The organism is Tardiphaga sp. 619_E2_N8_4 (genome assembly GCF_051810905.1).
Lineage (GTDB): Bacteria > Pseudomonadota > Alphaproteobacteria > Rhizobiales > Xanthobacteraceae > Tardiphaga > Tardiphaga robiniae.
The window spans coordinates 248,738-271,540 of record NZ_JBPWQJ010000001.1 but is presented as its reverse complement, the minus strand read 5'-3'; the positions used below and the strand labels follow the sequence as shown (position 1 = coordinate 271,540).

Genomic DNA, 22,803 nt, shown 5'->3' with positions numbered 1-22,803 from the left:
ATTGGTTCGTACTATCGGCTCTCCCGGAGCCACGTCGCGGCAAACGCGCCGAGCAGCAGCAGCAGTCCGATCAGGCCGGCAAACATCGGCAGCACGCCAACGCCGCGGACCACGCTGGCATCGCGCATATGCAGGCCCATCCAGCCGTCGCCACGGAAGACGGTTGAGGAGCGCACCGGCACGATGCGCGGCAGCTCGATGCCCGAGCCTTCATTGATGCGGCGGGCATCGCCGCCCGAGGCCTGCGCGAGCGGCTTCAACATGTCGGTGGTCGAGGTGACCTCCGAGAATTCCTTCGGGTTGATCGGGCCGACATTGATCAGCGCCTTCAGCGTGCCGTCGGTGGCCTGCCACAGGCCGAGTTCATCGGCTGGCGTGGTTGCACGCCACAGTCCGGGCTCGCCGGCACTGAGCGTCAGTTCGCGGGTCTTGCCTGATGGCGAGGTCACCGTCACGGGCTGCACGGCGTCGCCCATGGTCTGGCGCAGCACAACGAGATCCTTGCCCTGACTCTGCAGCTTGAGTGCTTCCTCGTCGAGATCCGGCTGCTTCATCAGCCAGTGCGACGTGCGACGAAGCAGATCGAGATGCGGGCCGCCGCCTTCATAGCCGCGCGCCCACAGCCAGATGTGATCCGACAGCAGCAGCGCGACGCGGCCTTCGCCGGAGCGTGACAGCAGCAGCAGCGGCTGACCGTCGGCACCGGTCATGACAGGCGGCGTGGTGGTGTTGCGGGTCTCGACGGTGCGGAAGAAACGGCTCCATTTTGGCGGCTCGGAATTGGAGCCTTCGAGACCGCGCGTCACCGGGTGACGTTTGCCGATATCGCTGAGATGCGCATAGAACGGTTTCTCGCTGACGCCCACGGGCTCGGCAGGGAGCACCGAATCCAGCGGCGTGCGCCAGATCGAGGTGTTCGACGCGTAATCGGGGCCGGCCGAGACCAGCACTGCGCCGCCGGCGCGGACATAGCGCGCGATATTGTCGAAATAGGCGATCGGCAGCACGCCCTGGCGGGCATAGCGATCGAAGATGATCAGCTGGAATTCGTGAATCTTTTGCTGGAACAGTTCGCGGGTCGGAAACGCGATCAACGAGAGTTCATTGATCGGCGTGCCGTCCTGCTTCTCCGGCGGGCGCAAAATTGTGAAGTGCACGAGATCGATCGAGGCGTCGGACTTCAGCAGGTTGCGCCAGGTGCGTTCGCCCGAATGCGGTTCGCCGGACACCAGCAGCACGCGGAGTTTGTCGCGCACGCCATCGATCGCGACCACGGCGCGGTTGTTGACCAGAGTGAGTTCATTATCGAGCGGCGAGGCTTCGATCTCGACGATGTTCGGGCCGGCATGTTTGATGTCGATATCGACCGACACGGTCTGGCCGGACAGCACCGTGCGCTCGCTCAGCGTATCGCCGTCGCGGCGGATGGCGACACGGGCGCGCTCGCCGGTGACGCCCTGGTCGTCAAGGCGAAACGTGACGCGTTGCGACTGGCCGACAATGCCAAACCTGGGAGCGGCAGTGATGGCGATGCGGCGATCGCGTTCGTCCTTGCGGCCGGTGATTAGCGCATGGACCGGCGCATTGAAGCCGAGACCCGCGACATTGGTCGGGATGTCATGGACACGGCCGTCGGTGATCAGGAAGGCGCCCGCGACACGGTCGGTCGGGACATCGGAGAGAGCGGAGGACAGTGCGCCGAACAATTTGGTGCCGTCGGTTTCGCCATCAGCCTGTCCGGCTTCGACGACACGGACCTCGAGGCTCTTGACCTGCTTCAGCCGGTCGACCAGCTGCTTCTGCGCTTCCTGGGTTTCCTTGGTGCGCTCGCCGAAATTCTGGCTCGGGCTCTTGTCGATGACGACGGCGGCGACCGAGGACAGCGGTTCGCGCTCCTCGCGCGTGAAGGAGGGATTGGCCAGCGCCAGCAGGATCAGCGCCAATGCGGCGACACGCACGGCGGCGCCGCGGGCGCGGCCGAGCAATAGCAGCGCCGATATCACCACGACGGCGGCGAGGCCGATCCACAGCGCGATGGTCGGGACGAGGGGCGTAAACGCGATGCCGTACTGCATGTCGCGCTCCTATTGTCCGAGACGTTCGATGAGCGCGGGCGCGTGGACCTGATCGGCCTTGTAATTGCCGGTCAGCGTGTACATCACGATGTTGACGCCGGCGCGGAACGCGAATTCGCGCTGCCGCGGTTCGCCGGGCGTCAGCGGCAGCATCGGTTGGCCATCGGGCCGCATCGCCCAGGCGCCGGCAAGATCGTTCGAGGTGATGATGATCGGCGACACGCCGTCACCGCCGCGGGCCGGACGCGAGGCAGCGTCATCGCCGTCGTCGCGCGGCAGCGTCTCGACCCAGGTCGGTCCGGAATTGAAGCGGCCGGGGAAGTCGCGCAGCAGATAGAAGGTCTTGGTCAGGACGTGTTCGCGCGGCACCGGCTCAAGCTCGGGCACATCCAGCGAGGACAGGATATTGCGCAGCGTCAGCATGCCGGGCGTCTGCGACTCGCCATTCGGTCCGGGCGGGGCTTCGACGGCATCGCGGGTGTCGAACAGCACCGTGCCACCTTGCTTCATGTAAGCGTCGATGCGGTTGATGGCCTCCTGCGGCGGCTTGGCGGCACCGGGAATGATCGGCCAGTAGATCAGCGGGAAGAAGGAGAGTTCGTCGCGAGAAGGATCGACGCCAACGGGCTCGCCGGCTTCCAGCGCGGTGCGCTGCGCGAGAAACAGCGTGAGGCCGGTCATACCGGACTTGACGATCGAGTCGACGTCGGCATTCCCCGTGATGACATAAGCGAGCCGGGTCTGCGACACGGCCTTGACGGCGAAATCGTCACTGGCTGGATCGGCCCGCGATGGCACCGGCGATCCCATGACGGTGCCGAGCGCGAATGCCACGGCGAGGGCCGCCGAGACGGCACGGCGGCGGAACATCGCGGCGATGGCACCGCCGAGCAGCGCGACGATGATCGCGTCCACCAAAAACAGCGCCAGCGCCGTGGAGAGCAGGATGCCGCGGAGGTCGCGCGGTTCAGCATTGGTGTAGCTGGCGCGGTTGGCCTTCAGGCCTGAGAAATCGATAGGCTCGATGCGATCGGCCGATGCCAGTGCATTCACTGCGAGCGGACCATCGGCAGGGCCATAGAAGCCCGGCGGGTGATCGAGCGTGGCGCGGTCGCGATAGTCAGCGGCGAGCGGCTTGGCCGTCGATGGCGGCGGGGTGAAAGCACCGAAACCATCGAGCGTGCGCAGCGGCGCAACCGTTTCCGCGCCAGTCTCGCCGGCGACACCTGCGCCGGGCGTGGACGTATAACCGGAGATATCGACGACCCTGCGCAGCATTTCGACGAAGGTGCCAGACAATGGCAGATCGGACCAGCGCATATCGGCGCTGACATGGAACAGGGTGACGAGACCCTTGCCGCGGCGTTCGCCGGTGACCAGCGGCGTGCCATCGACCAGCGACGCCCAGCTCTTCGAGGCCAGCGCAGCGTTCGGCTCGGCGAGCACCTGACGATTCACTGTGATGTCTTTCGGGACAGGGAGACCGGCGAACGGGCCATCGGCGGCGAAGGACGCCAGATGTTGCGGCTTCTCCCAGGTCAGGCTGCCACCGAGGCTGCGGTCGCCGCGGCGCAGTTTAACCGGGACGAGATCGTCGTCGCCCTGCGCGAGGCGCGGGCCGGCAAAGCGCACCAGCACGCCGCCCGCATCGATCCAAGCATTCAGACGCTCGCGGATTTCCGGTGACAGCGTCCCAACATCGGCCAGCACGATCATCGGCAGTTTCTGATCGAGGAACTGCGTGATCGCCTGCTGCGGCGCGCCGCGATCGCCGAGGCGGACGTCGGCAAATGGCGCCAATGCGCGGGTGAGATAGAAGGTCGAGGCTAGCAGCGGCTGCGCGGTATCGTTGGTCGCGCCCGAGACGATGCCGATGGCGCGACGGCGCCAGCGCTTGTCGAGCAGTTGCACGGCGCCGGCGGAGCGTTCGCCGGTGATTTCAAGCCGCGCGATGTCGTTGCGTAGTTCCACGGGCAGATCGAACGAGGCTTCGGTCTCGCGGTCGTTCGGTGTGAACAGGAACTTGGCTTCGCCAACCGGAGATCCCTTCTGGTCGAGGCCGCGTACCACGCCGCCATCCGGGCCGCCGCTATTGGCGCGCAGCACCTTCACGGTCATTTTCGCCGCGGCATTTTCCGCTGCGACCAGCGCATGGGCCGGCGTGGCTCCGCCGTCATAGATGGTCAGTGTGCGGTCGCCGATGGTCTTCGCAAGGCCTTGCGTGAAATCAGCGCCACGGCCGGTGTCGACGCCGTCGGAGAGCCAGACGATTTCGCTGTCGCCGGTGGCCTTCAGGAAGCGCTCCAGCGCCGGCAGCGTATCGACGCGGTCGATGGCATAGGGCTTCGGCGAGAGCTGGCGCAGCGCGACGCGTGCGGTGCCGCCGGGTAGCATTGTGATGTCGCGGTTCGGTTCCGACAGCGGAACAAGGGCCACGCCGCGGCGATTGCTATCGGCATTGGCAATCAGCTCATCCGCCGCCTTGACGCGAGCGTCCCAGCTCGCCGCGGCGCTCCAGCCATCGTCCAGCAAAATCGTCAGCGGGGCGTTGCTGCCGGCAGCTCCGGTCTGCGGATTCCAGATCGGGCCGGCCGCGGCAAAGATGATCAGCGCTGCAGCCAGCAGGCGCAGCAGCGTCAGCCACCATGGCGAGCGTGACGGGGTTTCTTCCTTCGGCGTGATATCGAACAGCAGACGTGTCGGCGGAAACGCGATGCGCTGCGGGCGCGGTGGCATCACGCGCAGCAACCACCATAGCACCGGAAGGCTGATCAGGCCGAGCAGCAGCAGCGGTTGGGCGAAGGCGAGCGGAAAGCCACCGATCATGCTGAACGTCCTGCCTTGACCATGCTGCCGCCGCCGGCAGATTTGTTGACCATCATGCCGCCATGCAGGAACAGCAGCAGCTCAGCCGCCGAGCGGCTGGTGGTGTGTGTCGAGAACAGCCAGCCGAGCTTGGCGGTTTCGGCGCGGATTTCCTCGCGATGCGCGGCGACGCGGGCGACGTAGTCTTCGGCCCAGGTCTGTGCACGGCCGGCGGTGATGACATTGCCGCTTTCGGGCTCGACGAATTCGACGCGGCCGGAATAAGGGAAACTCTCCTCGGCGGGATCGACGACCTGCACCAGTGCGCCATGCGCGCCGGATGACGACAGACCGGCCAGCATCTCCTTGATCTCCGGCATCGGCGACCAGAAGTCGCCGAGTACCACGATCTCGGCCAGTGCTGAGGGCACAAACGAAGGTGGCAGGCTGGCGCGGTTCGTCGTGTCGTGCAGCATCGCCTGCGCCATCTTGTCGATGACGCTGCGGCTCGAGGTTGGATTCATCAGACCGGGCACGCCGACGCGCTCACCGCCGGCCACCAGCAATTCAGCCAGTGCGAAGGTGACGATCAGCGCGCGTTCGAGCTTGCTGTCGCGCGCGCCCTTGGAGGCAAAAGCCATCGACAGCGACCGGTCCGGCCACAGCCAAACTGTGTGCGCGGCTTCCCATTCCTGCTCGCGGACATACAAATGATCATCGCGCGCCGAACGGCGCCAGTCGACATTCTGCGACGGTTCGCCGGAGACGAAGCGACGATATTGCCAGAAACTTTCGCCATGGCCGGCGCGGCGCCGGCCATGCAGGCCATGGATGACGGTCGCAGCAATGCGCCGGGCCTCCAGCACCAGACGTGGCAATGACGCAGCAAGCGAACGGCTTTCACCATCGGCGCGGCGGACTGCGATGATCTCCTGCGTGGCGTGATCCGGCGCTGCGGCCATTAACCGATCCGCGTCTTGAGCTGACGGATGACGTCGGGGACTGTGCGACCTTCGGCACGCGCCGAGAAGGTCAGCGCCATACGATGCTTCAGGATCGGTTCGGCGAGATAGAGCACGTCGTCGATCGACGGCGCGAGACGGCCATCGAGCAATGCACGGGCACGCACTGCCAGCATCAGCGACTGTGACGCGCGAGGACCTGGGCCCCAGGCGATCAGCTTGCTGGCATCGCCTGCGTCCGGTCCCGGACGTGCCGAGCGCACCAATGTAAGAATCGCTTCGACCACGCTGTCGCCGACCGGCAGACGGCGGATTAGGCGCTGCGCGGTAATCAGCGTTTCAGCGGTCACGGCAGCCTTGGCGATGGTTTCTTCGGCGCCGGTGGTTTCGAACAGGATGCGGCGTTCGGCGTCGCGATCCGGATAATCGACGTCGATCTCCATCAGGAAGCGATCGAGCTGCGCTTCCGGCAGCGGATAGGTGCCTTCCTGTTCCAGCGGATTCTGCGTGGCCAGCACATGGAACGGCTTCGGCAGATCGTGCCGTGCGCCGGCCACCGTAATGTGCTGTTCCTGCATCGCCTGCAACAAGGCGGACTGCGTGCGCGGCGAGGCGCGGTTGATTTCGTCGGCCATCAGAAGCTGCGCGAACACAGGTCCCGAGATGAAGCGGAACGACCGCTTGCCTGCGACGCTCTCGTCCAGCACTTCGGCGCCGAGAATGTCTGAAGGCATCAGGTCGGGGGTGAACTGGATGCGCTTGGCATCGAGGCCGAGCGTGACGCCCAGCGTTTCCACCAGCTTGGTTTTGGCTAGGCCCGGAACACCTATCAGCAACGCATGGCCGCCGGACAGGATGGTCACCAGCGTGTTTTCGACGACGCGTTCCTGGCCGAAGATGACAGTGGAGATCGCTTCCTTGGCGGCGCGCATCTGGCCAGCCACCTGTTCCGCGGAGCGGACAATCACGTCTTCGAGTTTCTCGACACTGTCAGCGCCAGCCATCCATTGCTCCTTCGGGTGAACGGCGCCTGAAGTACGCCGCCGCATTTGTCGTCACGCCATCTTAGTATTCCATGGACCTGATGCTAAACTTAAGCGAAGGCCATGTATTTGTTGAATTAAACTATCCCCACAATATCGGGATGCGGCTATGAACTGCATCACGTTGTGGCGAGTTTGAATGTGACATCGCACGTTTCAAGACTTGAGGTTCAAGACTTGCACCAAACGTGCCAAATGGCAGTGGTAAAGTCAGGGCAAACAATGGCGAAGCAAGGGCAGATCGCAAATCAGGGGCTGGATGGCCTGACCACTGCGGCGAAGGATGCGGCGGCCAACGGTAAAGCCGGCAAGGGCCTGCCGCCGGTGCATCTGTGGAATCCGCCATTCTGCGGCGATCTCGACATGCGAATCGCCAGCGATGGTACGTGGTTCTATTTGGGCACGCCGATAGGCCGGCCGGCATTGGTGCGGCTGTTCTCGACCATTTTGAAGCGCGAGGATGGCAAGCACTTTCTCGTGACCCCCGTGGAGAAGGTCGGCATCACCGTGGACGATGCCCCATTTCTCGCCGTCGAGATGCTCAAGGAGCAGGACACGCGTGGCACGGTGTTGAAGTTTCGCACCAATGTGGACGATTGGGTGGAGTGTGACAGCATACACCGGCTGCGATTCGAGATGGCTGAAGACGGCGGGCTGACGCCCTATCTGCATGTCCGCAGTGACCTGTGGGCCAAGGTGACGCGGGCGATCTATTACGATCTGGTTGACATGGGCGAGGAGCGGATGGTCGATGGTATCGCGATGTTCGGCATCGCCTCCGCGGGCGCGTTTTTTGCCATGGTCGATGCGGAGCAGGTCAGGGAAGCTACATAAGTGAGCCGATTGAAGTGAGCCGGGCGAATGAGCCGATGCTGAAGACCGACGCGGATGCCGCGGATATCGGTTCAGTTGAGTTTTTCAAGCGGGCGAAGGCACGCCTGAATTTCGATGTGCCCGAGGGGCTCACCGACGCCAGCATCATTCCCGTCACCGGCGATGCCGGCAACGACCGCATGATCCAGATCGTGGCGCAGGAGCGGCCGATCCGTCCGGCCGCGGTCCTGATCGGCATCGTCGAACACGAACAACCAACCGTGCTGCTTACCCAGCGCTCCGCGCATCTCAACGATCATGCCGGACAGATCTCGTTTCCCGGTGGCAAGATCGATCCGACCGATGCCTCGCCGCTGGACGCCGCTCTGCGCGAGGCCGAGGAGGAAATCGGTCTCGATCGCTCCTTCGTCGAGCCGATAGGCTATCTCGATCTCTATGCGACCGGCTTCGGCTTTCGAATCCTGCCGACACTGGCGCGGGTGAAGCCAGGCTTCAGTCTCACGATCAACGAGAACGAAGTCGAAAGCGCGTTCGAAGTGCCGCTGGCGTTTCTGATGGATCCCGCCAATCATCAGCTGCATAGCAAGGAATTCCGCGGCATGGAGCGGTCCTACTACGCGATGCCGTTCGCCGAACGTTATATTTGGGGCGCTACCGCAGGCATCCTGCGCGTGCTGTATGAACGGATCGTGCTCACATGATCCGTCCGGTTCTGACCGAAGTCGGCATTTTCCTCATCCCGTTCGCGCTTTATGCCATTTTCCTCATCGCGACCAAGAATGGCGTGACACTGAAATCGTCATGGCCGATGCCGGTGATGATCAGGCTCGCCATCGCTGCCGCCGTGCTGGTGATTGTCAGCCTCGTGCTGCTGGCGCAGTTTTCCGGCGCGCCGCCGGGATCGACCTATGTCCCGGCGCATATCGAAAACGGCAGGCTCGTTCCCGGGGTCGAAAAATGAGCGTGCGCAAACTGCACGACGCGCCGTGGCTCACGTCAGGACCGTCCGGGCAGGTGCTGGCGCTGCTCAACGGCAATGGCGAGGAAGCCCGCGCGGTCGGCGGCGCTGTGCGCAACGCTCTGATGAAATTGCCAGTGGGCGAAATCGATATAGCCACGACGGCCATGCCCGATGAAGTGATCCGCCGCGCCAAGGCTGCCCATATCAAGAGCGTGCCGACCGGCATCGAGCATGGCACAGTGACGCTAGTCGTCGATGGTGCGCCGTTCGAGGTAACGACATTGCGCGAAGACGTCGAGACCTTTGGCCGCAGGGCCAAGGTGGCGTTCGGGCGCGACTGGAAGCACGATGCCGAACGACGTGATTTCACGATGAACGGTCTTTCCGCATCCATCGACGGCGTGGTGCATGATCATGTCGGCGGCCTGTCTGATCTCGATGCCCGGCGGGTGCGCTTCATCGGCGATCCCGATAGGCGCATCGCCGAAGACTATCTGCGTATTCTCAGGTTCTTCCGCATTCATGCCGCCTATGGCGCCGGGGTACCGGATCGCGAAGGTTATCTCGCCAGCATTCGCGGCCGCGATGGACTGGCGGGAATATCGGCCGAGCGTATCAGGATGGAGTTGCTGAAGCTGCTGGTGGCCGATGGGGCCTTCGCGGCGGTGGATGCGATGGTCGATGCCGGCCTGATGCTACGGATCGCGGGCGGCGTCACCTACAAGGGACCGTTCGCCGCAATGATCGCCATCGAGCAGGCTCTGGGGCAGAAACCTAATGCGGTTCTGCGGCTTGGCGCGCTTGGTGTGGCCGTCACCGAGGATGCGCGGCGGCTTGCGCAAAAGCTGCGGCTGTCCAATGACGAAACAAAGGCCTTGGATTCGATGGGCCATCGCTGGTGGCGGCTGAAGGGCATGGATGAATCCCATGCCCGGCGGCGGCTCTATCGCTTGGGCGAAACCCGTTATCGCAACCGCATGATGCTCGCCTGGGCCCGCGCCGGCCGCGAAGCCGACAGCGAGGTCTGGAAGGCGCTCGTAACCTTGCCGGAGCGGTGGACTCCGCCGGTGTTTCCGCTCAGGGCTGCCGACTTCATGGCGCGCGGCATCGCCAAGGGCCCGGCGCTCGGCCATGTGCTGGCGCTGGCGGAAGATGCCTGGCTGGCGCTGGACTTTCCGATGGAGGTCGATGTGTTGACTGTTATCGCCGACCAGACGATTGCGCGATTCAAGCACGACCATCAGCTCTAAGTCTCGACGGTACCATGAAGCACGTCATTCGCCCCGGTTCTGCCGATATCAGCGATGATGCCGACGTCGTTGTGCCGTGGTGGAGTTTCACCAAGACGCTGATTGCCGCCGCGGCACTGACCATGGTGCGTGATGGACAGTTGGCTCTGGATGATGCGTTGCCGGGCGAGTCCTTTGCGCTCCGCCAGTTGTTGCAGCATCGCGCCGGTCTGGCGGACTACGGTTCACTTCCCGCCTACCATGCGGCTGTCGCTGCCAATGAAGACGCGTGGCCGGTGGACCGGCTGCTGCATTCAGTTTCTGCTCTGCATGCCGAAATTGAGCCGGGCCATTTTGCCTATTCGAATGTCGGCTATTTGCTGGTCAGGCAGCATCTCGAACAAGTGAGCGGGTTGACCCTCGATGCGCTGATGCAACGGCGATTGTTCGAATCGCTCGGTGTGGTCGGGCCGCGCATCGCCAATCAACGCAGCGATCTCGCCGATGTCCGGATGGGCAATGCGCAGTCTTACGATCCGCGCTGGGTCTATCACGGGCTGGCGGTCGGGACATTGCGCGATGCCGCAATGCTGTTGCACCGCTTGATGACGACGGACTTGCTGCCTGTGGGGCTGCGCGACGAGATGTGCCACGGAATCGCAGTGGGTGATCCCGGTACAGGACGTCCGTGGCAACACGCGGCTTACGGCCTTGGCGTTATGGCTGGAACGACAACCAGTAATTTACGCGTCGTCGGGCATACCGGCGGCGGTCCGGGCAGTGGCATCGCCGTCTATCATTGTCCCGAACATGCGCAAGCAACCGTTGCGGTCTTCGCGACCGACGGTGCTGCAGGCAATATCGAGGCGGACGCGTTCAAACTCGGTCTGCAAAGATGAGCAACAAGCCGCCGCCGGACATTTGCGCCCGGCGGCGGACGGCCTGATCAGGCCACCTTGCTCTTGTGCTCTTCTTCTTCGTCGTCGTGTTCTTCAGCTTCGTCCTCTTCGCTCTCGTCTTCGTCGTCATGCGGGATGACGAGGGCGAGTTCGAGCACGGCACGCGGAAGGGTCTCGCGGAACAGATCGCCTTCCTCGCCCAGCCAGATGCATTCGATGTTGTCGCCGTCAACGTCGGCCACGGTCAGCGGGCAACCGCCCGACTTCAGCATGACGACATCGCCTGATTTCAATTCCATGGTCGGCTCCCGAAATGTGTTTGACGCGCACTGAGTCTAGCTCCGCGTCATGACAGGCCGAACACGGGGATGTTTCTGTCAGCTATTTTTGCTGAAGCAGTTTTGCGAGTTCCGCGCCGAGGCCGACGCTCTCCAGCGCAGGCGGCGGGCTGCTGTCGAGACCTTTCGCTGCTGCGGCGATCACGGCACGCGTGCCGGTTTCGACGGAACACAAGACGGGTACCGGCACGTCAGCTTGGATGCGAGACGCAAGGCCGGCGAGTGCTGCGCCGCCAAGGATCACGACCTCGGCCCCGTCGTCCGTGGCACAGGCCGTGCAAGCGCTGGCGAGCGCGGCCAGTGCTGCATCGGGATTCCGCGCGATATCGCCGCCGGTCGGTGCGATGGTGCGCACCTTGGCGAGCTTGTCGGCCAAGCCGATGCTCCCGACGAATTCCCGGAGCATCGGCCCCCAGAGCGCGCCGCCCGTCACAATGGCGAAACGCCCGCGTCTGGACGCCTCGATGCAGGACGCTTCGGCCATGCCGACCACGGGAACGTCTGCAATTTCGCGCAGCGCCAGCAGGCCGGGGTCGCCGAAACAGGCGAGGTAGACCGCATCGCAGCCGGCGCCATGAGAAGCATAGGCGTCGAGCGCCGCATGGCCTGCGATGGCCGCCGAGGCGCGCGTTGAAATATAGCGGGCGCCGAATCGGCCAGTCACCGGCACAAAGGTCGCGGCATCGCCGGCTATGGCCTCGACATGCCGTTTTACGAGCGTGGTGACGCTCTCGGTGGTGTTGGGATTGATCAGCAGGATGCGCACGGGATGGGCTCTCGATGACTCCGTCCACTATAGGCGCCAGTGCGAGAAATGCACGGCGATCATCGAAACGCACGCGGGCGCATGAGACGTGCCGCCCGCGCCGTCCTAGCTGCCGGCGCCATAATAGGCTTCGCTGCGGACGATCTGGTGATCGGCATCGAAATCCATCATCTCGCACGCCCGGGTCGGTCCACCGGGCAGCGGCGCGCTCCACCAGACCGTCAGGCGCTGTAACGCGCCGTCCCAGGCGGCGCTCTCCAGGGTGAGATGTGGCTCGGATAGCCCGCCATAGACGGCGTGCCAGTAGGTGCGAATGGCGTCGCGTCCCTTTATGGTGGATGATCCCGCCAGTTTCGTTGCCAGCGGGCTGCGCATCTCACCTTCGGGAGCAAAATGATCAACGATCGTATCGATCGCGAGCCGATTCCAGTTTGCAGCCCATTGCTGCGCGAATGCGATCGCGTCCTGCCGCGTCAACATGCATCCTGTCTCCCTGTCGTGAGCCTTCGATGAGCCCATCTTCTGTGAAGCCTAACACCGCCCGCAATCAAGTCAATGTTATTGACCTGAAGAAGCTCGATCCACTCGATGATGCACTGGCGCTGATGTATTTCGGATGGCGCGGGATGACGCGTGCGGCTGACGAGTATCTGGCGACGGTCGGCCTGTCTCGGGTTCACCATCGCATTCTCTATGCCGTGCTGCGCGGCGAGGGCATCACGATGTCGGATCTACTGGCGATCCTGCAGATTTCGAAACAGGCGCTGCATCGCCCGATGAAGCAATTGCTCGATGAGGGCTATGTGGCCGTCAAGCGCGATCCGACGCGGCATCGTTTCAAGATTCTTGAACTGACGCCCGCCGGCCGCGCGGTCGAGCGCATCGCATCCGGTCATGAGCGTAAGATCATGGCCCGCGCCTTCAAGAAGGCGGGGGCGGGCAGCCAGGCCGCATGGTCGGCGGTGATGGCGGAGGCGGCGCGCGACTAGCCAAGTTCAAGTCTTAAGGTCAACAATATTGACTTGAAAGGCAAGCTCTGCCATCCCGGTCCCATAACAAGGATGTTCACGGGACGGCGGAGGCAAACATGACAACTGAGATTGGTGACGCGAGCAGCGGCCTGAAGCTTGTGCAGCAGGCCTTCGCCGCAGGCGGATTTGCGCGCGGCATCGGCCGCACACTCGGCATCAAGGGCGAGTCCGCAGAGCAGGGCAAGGTTGTGCTGGTCGGCTCGCCGAACGAGGATCACTACAATCCGCTCGGAACGGTGCATGGCGGTTACGCAGCCACGATGTTAGATGGCGCCATCGCGCTGGCGGTGCAGACCTCGCTGCCAGCAGGAACCGGTTACGCGACGCTCGATCTCAAGGTCACCTATATCCGTGCCATGACGGCCGCGTCAGGGCCGATCCGCGCCGAGGGCCGTATCATTCACATGGGGCGCAGGATGGCTGCGACGGAGGGGACGCTGACCGACAAGGATGGCAGGCTTTGCGCCCATGCCACCGCCACCTGCATGATCACGGGAAAAGACTAGAGCATCATCCCGAAAAGTGGATACCGGTTTTCGCCGACAAACGAATTCGTTTGTCGAGAGATCATGCTCCAATAAAGACTCTAACCCTTCGGCCCGAAATATATGCAGCTCTCGTTGCAGCTGTCGCGAAACACGCCGACGCGGACGACGGGAGCCTTGTCGGCGACGCGGTCCCAGATGAAGCGCGAGAGATTTTCCAGCGTCGGAATGCCGATCGCTTCGATCTTGTTGAGAAACTTGTGGTCGAGCGTCTTGCGGAGCTCGTCGAGGCTGCGGTCGAGCAAGCCGAGATCCATCACCATGCCGGTCACGGGATCCGGCACGCCGCGAATGGTGACTTCGGCGCGGAAGGAGTGGCCATGGATTTCCTGGCTCACTTCACCGAGCGTGGTGTGAGACAGCGCATGCGCCGCCTCGAAGCGAAACGATTTGGTCAGTTCCCACATAGGAAGTCGTCGTCCTTAGAAGTCCGGGTCCTTAGCGGATCCCAAGTGTCTTGTGTGTCTGCACGCTCAGCCGCCATTGCGGGTGGCGCAGGCAGTAGTCCACCGCGTCAGCGGTATTGCTGATGGCGTCCGGCCCGTCCATCGGCTGCAATGAGAAACGCTCGAAGGTGAGGCCTTCGAATTTCTCCGGCATCGCCTGCGCCTGCGGATAGACCAGCTTCAATTCGTGTCCGCTGTGCACCACCAGTTCCGCGCCGGCCTTCGGGCTGACGCAGATCCAGTCGATGCCTGCGGGCGGCGCCACGGTGCCGTTGGTCTCGACGCCGATCTCGAAGCCGCGCGCATGCAATGCGTCGATCAGTTCGGCGTCCACCTGCAGCAGCGGCTCGCCGCCGGTCAGCACCACATAGCGGTTATCGGAAGGGCCCACCCATTGCGCGGCGATGGTGTCGGCGAGCTTGTCGGCGGTGGGGTAACGACCGCCCAGCGTGCCGTCCATACCGACGAAGTCGGTGTCGCAGAATTGGCAGGTGGCCTCGGCGCGGTCCTGTTCCCGACCCGTCCAGAGATTACAGCCGGAAAACCGGCAGAATACGGACGCGCGGCCGGCATGGGCGCCTTCGCCCTGCAATGTCAGGAAAATCTCTTTGACCGCGTAACTCACTGTCTTAGCTCTCTAAAACCGGCATGCCCGATCCGGCTCGGGCCACATCTCGGTTCCATATGGGGTAAGCCGCGGCTCTTAGCACGGCTAGCCGGTGGATGTCCCGGCCGATCACCGACATGTCAATTGCGATGTCCGGCGCGGGCCGCCAAAGGTCGATGACATCACGTCAAATTGTCGCACCTGGATACCATGCAGCCGTCGCTCGTCACATCCGGCAGTTCTGCCGCCGCCACACGTACGTGCGGGACCTGCACCATGTGCTGCAAGGTCTATCGCATCGACGACCTCGCCAAGCCGGCGGGCAAGTGGTGCAAGCACTGCGCGATCGCGCAGGGTTGCAAGATCTATGACACCCGACCACAGCAATGCCGCGCCTTCGATTGCGTCTGGATCCAGGACAACGAGATGCCGGAATTCTGGAAGCCGGAAAATTCGAAGATCGTGTTTTCGGTCTATCCGACCACGGGCTTCATCTATGGCCAGGTCGATCCCGGCTCGCCTTTCGCCTGGCAGAAGGAGCCGATCCATTCCGGCCTGATCGCCTGGTCGGAGAAGCTGCTGGCAGAACGTCGCCACCTGCTGATCTTCGTCGGCGGGAATGCCACGCTGATCATGCCCACGGGGCCAGTGCCGATCGGCCCGATGTCGCCGGCGGATGGCTTCATCATTCGCGAGACGTTTACGGCCAAGGGCAAGGACTACATCGCTACGCGTGTGCCGAGCGGGCGGTAGTCAGCCGCGCGTCTGCCGCAGGGCCTCTCCCAATGCCATGGCCACCGTCATCGCCAGATTGATCGACCGCAGACTCTCACGCATGGGAATGACCACGCGGCTCTCTGCGGCGGTCGCAACCTCCTCCGGCACACCGGCACTCTCGCGGCCGAACAGCAGAATCTCATCGTCAGAATAGCGATGCTCGAGATAGGGCGTGGCGCCCTTGGTGGTGAACAGCGCGAGACGATGGCCGGCCTCGCGCCGCCAGTCCTCGAAATGCCGCCAGGAATCGTGCCGGACGATGGAGACCTGATCGAGATAGTCCATGCCGGCGCGGCGGAAATGGCGGTCGGAGGTCGGAAAGCCCGCCGGTTCGATAATATGCGCTTCGACATCGAGACAGGCACAGAGCCGCAGGATGGTGCCGGTGTTCTGCGGAATGTCAGGCTGGTAGAGGGCGATGCGCACGGCGGACTTTCTCCGGCCGCATCTTGATCGACGCGGCCCATGTCAGGCGATACCGCCTGACATGCAGTCGGACAAGGCCGGCGGCTCTACTCCGCCGGCGCGAGTCGCGTATTCGAACGTGCTTCCGTTGTCTCGCGTACCTTCACGCGTGCGCGGCGCTTGCGCCACCAGATCACCACTCCGGTGACTGAGAGCGCCGCCACGACCAGGCCCATCGCCGAAATCAGGATGCGGCCGGGCAGACCCAGGATTCGTCCCGAATGCATAGGGAACTGCATCTGCACGAAGATGTCCGCGGCGGTCCCGACCCAGGGCAGCTTGGCGCCGAGCGGGCGGCCGTCCTCGCTGTCGTAAAACAGCGACGGCGGGCCGACGCCCGCGGCGCCGTGATCGTCACCAGGTTCGAAGAAGAACACCTGATACACGCCGTGTGCCGGGCCATAGAACAGCGAGCCGATCGGTGTGGTCCAGCCGCGCGCCTTGCCGTCGGCGGTGGCGCGTTCGAGGATCTGGGCCCAGGTCATCTTGGGTTCGATCGGATTATCGAGGTGACGATACTCACGCTGCTCGTAAGGCGTCGGCGTGTAGTCCGAGAACTTCTTCATCAGCGGCGAAAAGACTTCGAAATACAGGTTCAGCGAGAACGCCGTGAAGGCGATGATGAAGAGCAGGGCCCAGGTCCACAGGCTGAAGGCGCGGTGGATGTCGAAATTGATCCGGTAGGCGCTGCCCGAGGTCTTGATCATCCAGGCCGGCTTCCAGCGCGCCCAGAACCCCTTGCCGAGTTCGCGCGCGACGGCGGGAGCGGCTCCCGCCTTGACGCGTTTGCGCGACGGCAGTGTCAGATAGAATCCGATGAAGCAATCGATGGTCCAGATGATGGCGATGACGCCGAGGATGCGCATGCCCCAGCGGTCGCTGCCCCAGAATTCCGGGATGTGCATCGTGTAGTGCAGCTTGTAGAGAAACGAGACGAAGTTCTCGCGGGTCACGGGCCAGACGGCGCCCCAATAGCGGCGGCCGAGTTCCTCACCGGTGTTGGGATCGAGGAAGATCTGATTGTAATCGAGCGTGTAACGCTTGCTTGTCGTGGGATCGATCCGCGGCAGAACAAAGAACGAAAGCGACTCATTCTTTTCCGGCGTCATGTACATATGGATCACACGCGCACGCGGATCGCGCTGCTCGATCAGGCCCGCAAGTTCGATCGACGGCTTGGCGGGCCCCGCGGTGGTGACATCCTTCAGCTTGCTGTTGAGAAGATCGTCAAGCTCGTGATCCCATGAGATAACCGCGCCGGTAACGCCCGAGAAGAACAGAAATGCTGCGGTGAGGAGTCCAGCCCAGCGATGCAGGCGCCCGAAGATCGATCTCATGGCGTTCCGCCCGTGTTGTTGTGGTCGCGTTTACTACCAAGTGTCGCCACTGCCGGTCGAGAGACCGGCGGTGGCGTATTGTCGCGTTTTAGGGTGATTCTAATGTTCACCAGCGATAGGTCAGCTTGGCGACGACTTTGCGCGAGTCACCGTAGAAGCAACCATAAACGGGGCTGTAGCAGGATGAAACATAGCGGGTGTCCGCAATGTTGGTGACGTTGAGCGCGAGCCGGTAGTTCTTCTGATTATAGGCCAGTAGCGCGTCGACCACGGTGGCTCCCGGCACCTTGCTTGTGTTGGCATCGTCGGCCCAGCTATCGCCGATATAGCGAATGCCGCCGCCGACCTGGACGCCCTCGAACAGGCCGCCTTGCATCGTGTAGTCGCTCCAGATGCCCAAGCGATTCATCGGCACGGTGGTCAGAGCCTTGCCAACATTCACCGGATCCTTGGTGACTTCGATGTCGATGTAGGAATAGGCGGCGCGGACATTGAAGCCGGCGGCGAGGGTGGCGGTGGCTTCCACTTCGATGCCGCGCGAATTGACCTCGCCGGTTTGAATCGCCGTGAATGGCGCAACAGGCAGGAAGCGAACGACATTTTGCCGGGTCAGGTCGAAGGCGGCAAGCGTGATCATCGCATTGACGCCGACCGGCTGATACTTGATGCCGACCTCATGCTGATGCGCTGTTTCCGGCGCCAGCAGGCTGCCATTGGCGATGTTCAGCACCGGCAGGAACGACTCCGAGTAGCTGTAATAGGGCGCCACGCCGCTGTCGAAATTGTAGATCACGCCCGCACGACCGGTGAAGGCCGAGGCGTCGGTGGAGGTCGATGAACCGTCCATGTAGTTGTCGTAGGTCGTCTTGGCGAAATCCTGCCGGCCGCCGAGCTGGACCGAGAGCCGGCCGAGCTTGATCTGGTCCTGGGCATAGATGCCGACCTGCGATTGCTTCACGCGATAGTCTTCGTAGAGGGCGCCCTTGGTCCAGGTGTTGGTGTAGACGGGGTTGAAGACGTTGAGGGGATCGGCGCTGTAGCTCGTGTTGACGTCGGTCGATGTCGTGTTTCGATAGTCGATGCCGAACAGCGTGGTGTGGCTCAGGATGCCGGTGGTGAAGTGGCCCTCCAGCTGGTTGTCGACGGCGATGGAGTTGATCGTAGAGGCCGATGATCCGCCGTAGCGGTAGAGCAGTCCGGCGGCTTCGTCGAGGTAACCGCCGGCATTGATGCTGTCGGATTCGTTGTGCATCCACGAGTAGCGCAGGTTCTGCCGGAAGGTCAGGTTGTCGTTGATGTTATGCGCGAACAGGTAGCCAACCGAAGCGATCTCGTTGTTGTATCTGTTGAAGCCGGGTTCGCCGGTGTTGCGGTTGATAGGGATGATACGGCCCGCATTCGGATAGATCGTGCCGGATGCCGGCAGGAACTGCAGACCCCAGCCGTTCTTCTCCTTCTGATAATTCGCCAGCACTGTGAGTGTGGTGTCTTCGTTAGGTTTGAAGGTGACGGCCGGCGCGATGAAGACGCGGCTGTCCCTGGCGTCATCGACCTGCGTGCCGCCGTCGCGGACCAGGCCGGTCAGGCGATAGAGCACCGTGCCTTCCTTGTTGGCCGGGCCGCCAAAATCGAACTCGCCCTGATAGCGGTCGAAACTGCCGCCTGACACCGAGATTTCGCCGAACTGCCGGGCGGTCGGCAGCTTGCTGACATAGTTGAGAATGCCGCCCGGTCCGCTGCCACCATACATCACCGAGGACGGCCCTTTCAGTACCTCGAGACGAGACGCGCCAAAGGGATCGAGGCTGTCGAAATGGATATAGGGCGTGCTGGGCAGCCGCAGGCCGTCGAGATACAGCCCCTGCTGAGTCATGTCGAAGCCGCGGATCTGGATGCCGCCATTGCGGGTGTCGGAACCGCCATTGACGTCGCCATTGGCGCCCGCGGTGTAGCGCAGCGCCTGGGTGAGGGTCTGTGCGTCCTGGGTCTTGATCTGGTCGGAGGTGATCACCGAGATCGATTGCGGAGTTTCCATGATCGGGGTGTCGGTCTTGGTGGCGGAGCCGCTGCGATTGGCGACGAAACCGATCACGGGGCCGCCGGCGCGCTCACCGGCGTTGGGATTGGCTGGTGCCACCGGTGCCGCCTGCGGCGCACGGGCCGTGCGATTGGTGCGGGCGGCGCGGCTGGTCGATGCGCGCTGGGTCGGCCTGGCCGTCGCCGGACGTGTACGCTGCTGCGGCGCATCCACCGTTACTGGCGGCAGGGCAGACTGGGCGTCGGCAGTACCTGTCGGAATCGACAAAGCGAGACCGCTGACGGCGCAAAGACATAGAGCCCGAAGCGTGTGCAGCCGAGTTGCCGATTCGATGAAGTGGGATGTTGTCATGACGCTGCGATGCCCCAGTTAGGCCGGCTCTACCGGTAAAATTTGGATGCTTTCGCTTTAGCGCAGGCGAAGAATGAGAACAGAATTAGCGATTTAGAACGTCTTCAAACGCGCTACTTGAGCGCGATTTGTTGCTGAAACGACGCAGAATTATTCACGATCATGAATTGTTGCCGTTTTTGCCTGGCGGTCGCGCGAATCGTAGTGCGCGAGAGGTGTCCGGAAAATCGGCGGAGCGCGATCGACTGCGAATCGCGATCCCTTGTCCCGCCAAAAGCCTGATGGCTGTTTCCTATAGTCACGACGTGCCGAATTATCCGCCGCGCGGAAAGGCGTTGATTCTGTGGTGCATCGCATCTTGCTTCGCCGATCGTAGGCTTGCACTGCCGCACCAAGGGTGCCAATAGAACGATTCTGGACTGCGTGTTCTGCCTGTTAGGCAAGGACTAGTAGGCCTCTGCCGCCGTGGGGAGAATCGCGGGCGTCGGTTTTTTGCTTCAGGTCAACGCAAAGGCGTGACCGGGGGGTCTAAGCCGGCTGCAGATAAGAAAGGGTTGGGATCGTGACGACAACGTCTTCGGCGGAACACACGCGCCGTGATTTCTTGTTCGTGGCCACTGGGGCAGTGGCTGCAGTGGGCGCCGCAGCCGCCGTCTGGCCGCTGATTTCTCAAATGAATCCAGATGCTTCGACCATCGCGGCGGGTGCGCCGATCGAGGTCGATCTGGCCCCCATCGCCGAGGGGCAGGACATCAAGGTGTTCTGGCGCGGCAAGCCGATCTACATCATGAACCGGACCAAGAAGCAGGTCGAAGAGGCGCGCGCCGTTCCGGTGTCGAGCCTGCCCGATCCGCAGACCGATCAGGCCCGCGTCAAGGAAGGCCACGACCAGTGGTTGGTCGTCATCGGCATCTGCACCCATCTGGGCTGCATCCCGATTGCTCACGAAGGCGCTTACGACGGCTTTTTCTGCCCCTGCCACGGTTCGGTCTACGACACTTCGGGCCGCATCCGTCAGGGTCCGGCGCCGCTCAACCTGCCGATCCCGCCTTACGCCTTCGTCTCTGACACCAAGATCAAGATCGGCTGAGCTGTCGGATCCCATCCGATCTCGCGCCGATAGTGTTTTTCTCTTCTCAGGATCGCATCATGAGCGGACCATCGACCTACCAGCCGACCAATCCCGCTTTGCAGTGGATTGAAAAGCGTCTGCCAATCATCGGCCTCGTCCATTCCTCCTTCGTTGCCTATCCGACACCGCGTAACCTGAATTACTGGTGGACGTTCGGCGGCATCTTGTCCTTCATGCTCGGCGTGCAGATCGTCACCGGCGTGATCCTGGCGATGCACTACACGCCGCATGTGGATATGGCGTTCAATTCGGTCGAGAGCATTGTCCGCGATGTGAATTACGGCTGGCTGTTGCGTTATCTGCACTCCAACGGCGCATCGATGTTCTTCATCGCCGTCTACATCCATATGCTGCGTGGCCTGTATTACGGGTCGTACAAGGCGCCGCGCGAAATCCTCTGGATCCTTGGCGTGATCATCTACCTTCTGATGATGGCGACCGGTTTCATGGGCTACGTGCTGCCATGGGGCCAGATGAGCTTCTGGGGCGCCACCGTCATCACCAACCTGTTCTCGGCGATTCCCTATGTGGGCGAGAGCATCGTGACCCTGCTGTGGGGCGGCTATTCGGTCGGCAATCCGACGCTGAACCGCTTCTTCTCGCTGCATTACCTGCTGCCCTTCGTGATCGCCGGCGTCGTCGTGCTGCACGTCTGGGCGCTGCATGTCGCCGGTCAGAACAATCCGGCCGGCGTCGAGCCGAAGACCGAGAAGGATACCGTGCCGTTCACGCCCTACGCGACCATCAAGGATGGTTTCGGCATGGTCTGCTTCATGATCTTCTACGCCTGGTTCGTGTTCTACATCCCGAACTATCTCGGCGATCCCGATAACTACATCCCGGCCAATCCGGGTGTGACGCCCGCGCACATCGTGCCGGAATGGTACTACCTGCCGTTCTACGCCATCCTGCGTTCGATCCCGAGCAAGCTCGGCGGCGTCATCGCGATGTTCTCGGCGATCATCGTGCTGGCCTTCCTGCCCTGGCTCGATACCGCCAAGACCAAGTCGTCGAAGTATCGTCCGCTGGCCAAGCAGTTCTTCTGGATGTTCGTCGTGGTGGCGGTCCTGCTCGGTTGGCTCGGCGGCAAGCCCGCGGAAGGCATCTACATCATCGCCGGCCGTGTCCTGACCTTCTGCTACTTCGCCTACTTCCTGATCGTGCTGCCGATCCTCAGCCGTATCGAAACGCCGCGCGCAGTGCCGAACTCGATCGCTGACGATGTGCTGGCCAAATACGGCAAGAAGGCAGCCTCCGCGATCGTCGCACTGGTCCTCGCCGGTGGCCTGATGGCCGGCGGCACGCAGAGCGCCAAGGCTGCCGACGAGCATGGCGGCCCGACGCCGCCGTCTCTGAGCTGGTCGTTTGCCGGCCCGTTCGGCAAGTTTGACCGCGGTGCCCTGCAGCGCGGTTACAAGGTCTACAAGGAAGTCTGCTCGACCTGTCACTCGATGAGCCTGATCCACTTCCGCAACCTCGCGGACGCGGGCGGCCCGGGCTTCTCTGCGGCTCAGGCGCTGGCAGTGGCATCCGAGATCAAGGTGCAGGACGGTCCGAACGATGCCGGCGACATGTTTGAGCGTCCCGGTCGTCTCGCGGATCCATTCCCCAAGCCGTTCCCGAACGAGAACGCGGCGCGCGCGGCCAATGGCGGCGCCTATCCGCCGGACTTGTCGCTGATGGCCAAGGCCCGCAACTACGACCGCGGCTTCCCGCAATTCGTGTTCGACTTCTTCACCCAGTTCCAGGAGAAGGGCCCGAACTATATCGACGCCCTGCTGCAGGGCTATGTCGATCCGGCGCCGAAGGATTTCGCGCTGCCGCCGGGCGCGTATTACAACAAGTACTTCCCCGGCCACGCCATCAAGATGCCGAAGCCGATCTCCGACGATCAGGTGACCTACGATGACGGCACCCCGCAGAAGGTCGAGAACTATGCCAAGGACGTTTCGACCTTCCTGATGTGGACTGCAGAGCCGCATCTCGAGGCCCGCAAGCGTATTGGCTTGCAGGTGATGGTGTTTCTGATCATCTTCGCGTTCCTGATGTATTTCACGAAGAAGAAGGTCTGGGCGAACGCTCACTGAGCGTCGCAAACGTTCTTTCAAAAGGGCCCCCGATGGGGCCCTTTTTCGTTTTCAGCCTGTGCGCACCCGGACCAT

The 22,803-nt window shown here is 62.8% G+C and carries 22 protein-coding genes; 10 read left to right on the top strand and 12 right to left on the bottom strand.

Annotated features, from left to right (window positions below; all coding sequences use genetic code 11):
• Window positions 1-11: 11 nt before the first annotated feature.
• Genes AB8A23_RS01315 through AB8A23_RS01300 form a run of 4 tightly spaced genes read right to left on the bottom strand, consistent with a single transcriptional unit; the run spans window position 12 to window position 6,846 of the window.
• Window positions 12-2,075, bottom strand: a complete 2,064-nt coding sequence (locus AB8A23_RS01315) for a hypothetical protein (RefSeq protein WP_439057109.1) — start codon at window positions 2,073-2,075, stop codon at window positions 12-14.
• Window positions 2,076-2,084: 9 nt separating this feature from the next.
• Window positions 2,085-4,898, bottom strand: a complete 2,814-nt coding sequence (locus AB8A23_RS01310; RefSeq protein WP_439060422.1) for a DUF4159 domain-containing protein — start codon at window positions 4,896-4,898, stop codon at window positions 2,085-2,087.
• On the bottom strand, window positions 4,898-5,842 hold the full coding sequence (locus AB8A23_RS01305) for a DUF58 domain-containing protein (protein WP_175368681.1): 945 nt from the start codon (window positions 5,840-5,842) through the stop codon (window positions 4,898-4,900). Before AB8A23_RS01305 ends, AB8A23_RS01310 begins: the two co-directional genes overlap by 1 nt.
• Window positions 5,842-6,846, bottom strand: a complete 1,005-nt coding sequence (locus tag AB8A23_RS01300; protein WP_089262552.1) for an AAA family ATPase — start codon at window positions 6,844-6,846, stop codon at window positions 5,842-5,844. The genes AB8A23_RS01305 and AB8A23_RS01300 overlap by 1 nt, the downstream gene beginning before the upstream one ends.
• A 261-nt stretch (window positions 6,847-7,107) precedes the next feature.
• Between AB8A23_RS01300 and AB8A23_RS01295 the strand changes: the two genes are divergently transcribed.
• The 5 genes from AB8A23_RS01295 to AB8A23_RS01275 are packed head-to-tail and all read left to right on the top strand — an operon-like array spanning window position 7,108 to window position 10,808.
• Window positions 7,108-7,719: a DUF1285 domain-containing protein gene (locus tag AB8A23_RS01295; protein WP_439057110.1), complete on the top strand. Its 612-nt coding sequence runs from the start codon at window positions 7,108-7,110 to the stop codon at window positions 7,717-7,719.
• Window positions 7,720-7,754: 35 nt separating this feature from the next.
• Window positions 7,755-8,420, top strand: a complete 666-nt coding sequence (locus AB8A23_RS01290; RefSeq protein WP_184513346.1) for a CoA pyrophosphatase — start codon at window positions 7,755-7,757, stop codon at window positions 8,418-8,420.
• A complete protein-coding gene (locus AB8A23_RS01285) occupies window positions 8,417-8,680 on the top strand; it encodes a DUF6111 family protein (RefSeq protein WP_089262546.1) in 264 nt (87 codons plus the stop codon). The genes AB8A23_RS01290 and AB8A23_RS01285 overlap by 4 nt, the downstream gene beginning before the upstream one ends.
• On the top strand, window positions 8,677-9,930 hold the full coding sequence (locus AB8A23_RS01280; RefSeq protein WP_439057111.1) for a CCA tRNA nucleotidyltransferase: 1,254 nt from the start codon (window positions 8,677-8,679) through the stop codon (window positions 9,928-9,930). The genes AB8A23_RS01285 and AB8A23_RS01280 overlap by 4 nt, the downstream gene beginning before the upstream one ends.
• 14 nt (window positions 9,931-9,944) lie before the next feature.
• Complete coding sequence (locus AB8A23_RS01275) at window positions 9,945-10,808, top strand: serine hydrolase domain-containing protein (protein WP_439057112.1); 864 nt, start codon at window positions 9,945-9,947, stop codon at window positions 10,806-10,808.
• 47 nt (window positions 10,809-10,855) lie between these two features.
• Here the strand turns inward: AB8A23_RS01275 and AB8A23_RS01270 are convergent, their stop codons facing one another.
• The 3 genes from AB8A23_RS01270 to AB8A23_RS01260 form a co-directional block, all read right to left on the bottom strand.
• On the bottom strand, window positions 10,856-11,107 hold the full coding sequence (locus AB8A23_RS01270; RefSeq protein ID WP_093759610.1) for a YodC family protein: 252 nt from the start codon (window positions 11,105-11,107) through the stop codon (window positions 10,856-10,858).
• An 82-nt stretch (window positions 11,108-11,189) separates the two neighbouring features.
• Window positions 11,190-11,912 carry an aspartate/glutamate racemase family protein gene (locus AB8A23_RS01265; protein WP_315844328.1) on the bottom strand — a complete coding sequence of 241 codons (723 nt, stop codon included), beginning with the start codon at window positions 11,910-11,912 and terminating at the stop codon, window positions 11,190-11,192.
• 105 nt (window positions 11,913-12,017) lie between these two features.
• A complete protein-coding gene (locus tag AB8A23_RS01260) occupies window positions 12,018-12,392 on the bottom strand; it encodes a nuclear transport factor 2 family protein (protein WP_439057113.1) in 375 nt (124 codons plus the stop codon).
• Window positions 12,393-12,421: 29 nt separating this feature from the next.
• On the opposite strand from AB8A23_RS01260, the gene AB8A23_RS01255 reads away from it, so the two are divergent.
• Both AB8A23_RS01255 and AB8A23_RS01250 read left to right on the top strand, forming a co-directional pair.
• Window positions 12,422-12,901, top strand: a complete 480-nt coding sequence (locus AB8A23_RS01255) for a MarR family winged helix-turn-helix transcriptional regulator (protein WP_120288360.1) — start codon at window positions 12,422-12,424, stop codon at window positions 12,899-12,901.
• Window positions 12,902-12,999: 98 nt separating this feature from the next.
• Complete coding sequence (locus AB8A23_RS01250; protein WP_093759607.1) at window positions 13,000-13,449, top strand: PaaI family thioesterase; 450 nt, start codon at window positions 13,000-13,002, stop codon at window positions 13,447-13,449.
• 80 nt (window positions 13,450-13,529) lie between these two features.
• Here the strand turns inward: AB8A23_RS01250 and AB8A23_RS01245 are convergent, their stop codons facing one another.
• Both AB8A23_RS01245 and queE read right to left on the bottom strand, forming a co-directional pair.
• Entirely contained in the window at window positions 13,530-13,895 is a 366-nt protein-coding gene (locus AB8A23_RS01245; protein ID WP_439057114.1) for a 6-pyruvoyl trahydropterin synthase family protein, read from the bottom strand.
• A gap of 31 nt (window positions 13,896-13,926) precedes the next feature.
• Entirely contained in the window at window positions 13,927-14,559 is a 633-nt protein-coding gene (gene queE / locus AB8A23_RS01240) for a 7-carboxy-7-deazaguanine synthase (RefSeq protein ID WP_439057115.1), read from the bottom strand.
• A gap of 192 nt (window positions 14,560-14,751) precedes the next feature.
• Here queE and AB8A23_RS01235 point away from each other — a divergent pair, with 192 nt between their 5' ends.
• Window positions 14,752-15,294: a hypothetical protein gene (locus AB8A23_RS01235; RefSeq protein WP_439057116.1), complete on the top strand. Its 543-nt coding sequence runs from the start codon at window positions 14,752-14,754 to the stop codon at window positions 15,292-15,294.
• On the opposite strand, the gene AB8A23_RS01230 is transcribed toward AB8A23_RS01235, so the two are convergent.
• The 3 genes from AB8A23_RS01230 to AB8A23_RS01220 all read right to left on the bottom strand — a co-directional run bounded on the left by AB8A23_RS01230 (window position 15,295) and on the right by AB8A23_RS01220 (window position 19,425).
• Window positions 15,295-15,744, bottom strand: coding sequence for a tRNA (cytidine(34)-2'-O)-methyltransferase (locus AB8A23_RS01230; RefSeq protein ID WP_439057117.1), 450 nt, complete (start codon window positions 15,742-15,744; stop codon window positions 15,295-15,297). It abuts the gene before it with no gap.
• A gap of 86 nt (window positions 15,745-15,830) precedes the next feature.
• Complete coding sequence (fsrB, locus tag AB8A23_RS01225) at window positions 15,831-17,120, bottom strand: siderophore utilization protein FsrB (RefSeq protein ID WP_089262527.1); 1,290 nt, start codon at window positions 17,118-17,120, stop codon at window positions 15,831-15,833.
• A gap of 106 nt (window positions 17,121-17,226) precedes the next feature.
• Window positions 17,227-19,425, bottom strand: coding sequence for a TonB-dependent siderophore receptor (locus AB8A23_RS01220; protein WP_439057118.1), 2,199 nt, complete (start codon window positions 19,423-19,425; stop codon window positions 17,227-17,229).
• Window positions 19,426-20,071: 646 nt separating this feature from the next.
• On the opposite strand from AB8A23_RS01220, the gene petA reads away from it, so the two are divergent.
• Together petA and AB8A23_RS01210 are read left to right on the top strand one after the other, a co-directional pair.
• Entirely contained in the window at window positions 20,072-20,599 is a 528-nt protein-coding gene (petA, locus tag AB8A23_RS01215) for a ubiquinol-cytochrome c reductase iron-sulfur subunit (RefSeq protein ID WP_068733107.1), read from the top strand.
• Window positions 20,600-20,658: 59 nt separating this feature from the next.
• Window positions 20,659-22,728 (top strand): cytochrome c1, encoded by a 2,070-nt coding sequence (locus tag AB8A23_RS01210; protein ID WP_184513370.1) that lies wholly within the window; start codon window positions 20,659-20,661, stop codon window positions 22,726-22,728.
• Window positions 22,729-22,803: the final 75 nt, after the last annotated feature.

What these genes read in the sequence shown, in the direction of transcription:
- AB8A23_RS01270 (WP_093759610.1), bottom strand. Translation starts at nt 11,107, where the DNA reads ATGGAATTGAAATCAGGCGATGTCGTCATGCTGAAGTCGGGCGGTTGC.
- AB8A23_RS01250 (WP_093759607.1), top strand. Translation starts at nt 13,000, where the DNA reads ATGACAACTGAGATTGGTGACGCGAGCAGCGGCCTGAAGCTTGTGCAG.
- AB8A23_RS01245 (WP_439057114.1), bottom strand. Translation starts at nt 13,895, where the DNA reads ATGTGGGAACTGACCAAATCGTTTCGCTTCGAGGCGGCGCATGCGCTG.
- fsrB (WP_089262527.1), bottom strand. Translation starts at nt 17,120, where the DNA reads ATGAGATCGATCTTCGGGCGCCTGCATCGCTGGGCTGGACTCCTCACC.
- AB8A23_RS01315 (WP_439057109.1), bottom strand. Translation starts at nt 2,075, where the DNA reads ATGCAGTACGGCATCGCGTTTACGCCCCTCGTCCCGACCATCGCGCTG.
- AB8A23_RS01300 (WP_089262552.1), bottom strand. Translation starts at nt 6,846, where the DNA reads ATGGCTGGCGCTGACAGTGTCGAGAAACTCGAAGACGTGATTGTCCGC.
- AB8A23_RS01290 (WP_184513346.1), top strand. Translation starts at nt 7,755, where the DNA reads ATGCTGAAGACCGACGCGGATGCCGCGGATATCGGTTCAGTTGAGTTT.
- AB8A23_RS01275 (WP_439057112.1), top strand. Translation starts at nt 9,945, where the DNA reads ATGAAGCACGTCATTCGCCCCGGTTCTGCCGATATCAGCGATGATGCC.
- AB8A23_RS01280 (WP_439057111.1), top strand. Translation starts at nt 8,677, where the DNA reads ATGAGCGTGCGCAAACTGCACGACGCGCCGTGGCTCACGTCAGGACCG.
- AB8A23_RS01295 (WP_439057110.1), top strand. Translation starts at nt 7,108, where the DNA reads ATGGCGAAGCAAGGGCAGATCGCAAATCAGGGGCTGGATGGCCTGACC.
- AB8A23_RS01235 (WP_439057116.1), top strand. Translation starts at nt 14,752, where the DNA reads ATGCAGCCGTCGCTCGTCACATCCGGCAGTTCTGCCGCCGCCACACGT.
- AB8A23_RS01305 (WP_175368681.1), bottom strand. Translation starts at nt 5,842, where the DNA reads ATGGCCGCAGCGCCGGATCACGCCACGCAGGAGATCATCGCAGTCCGC.
- AB8A23_RS01285 (WP_089262546.1), top strand. Translation starts at nt 8,417, where the DNA reads ATGATCCGTCCGGTTCTGACCGAAGTCGGCATTTTCCTCATCCCGTTC.
- AB8A23_RS01260 (WP_439057113.1), bottom strand. Translation starts at nt 12,392, where the DNA reads ATGTTGACGCGGCAGGACGCGATCGCATTCGCGCAGCAATGGGCTGCA.
- AB8A23_RS01255 (WP_120288360.1), top strand. Translation starts at nt 12,422, where the DNA reads ATGAGCCCATCTTCTGTGAAGCCTAACACCGCCCGCAATCAAGTCAAT.
- AB8A23_RS01210 (WP_184513370.1), top strand. Translation starts at nt 20,659, where the DNA reads ATGAGCGGACCATCGACCTACCAGCCGACCAATCCCGCTTTGCAGTGG.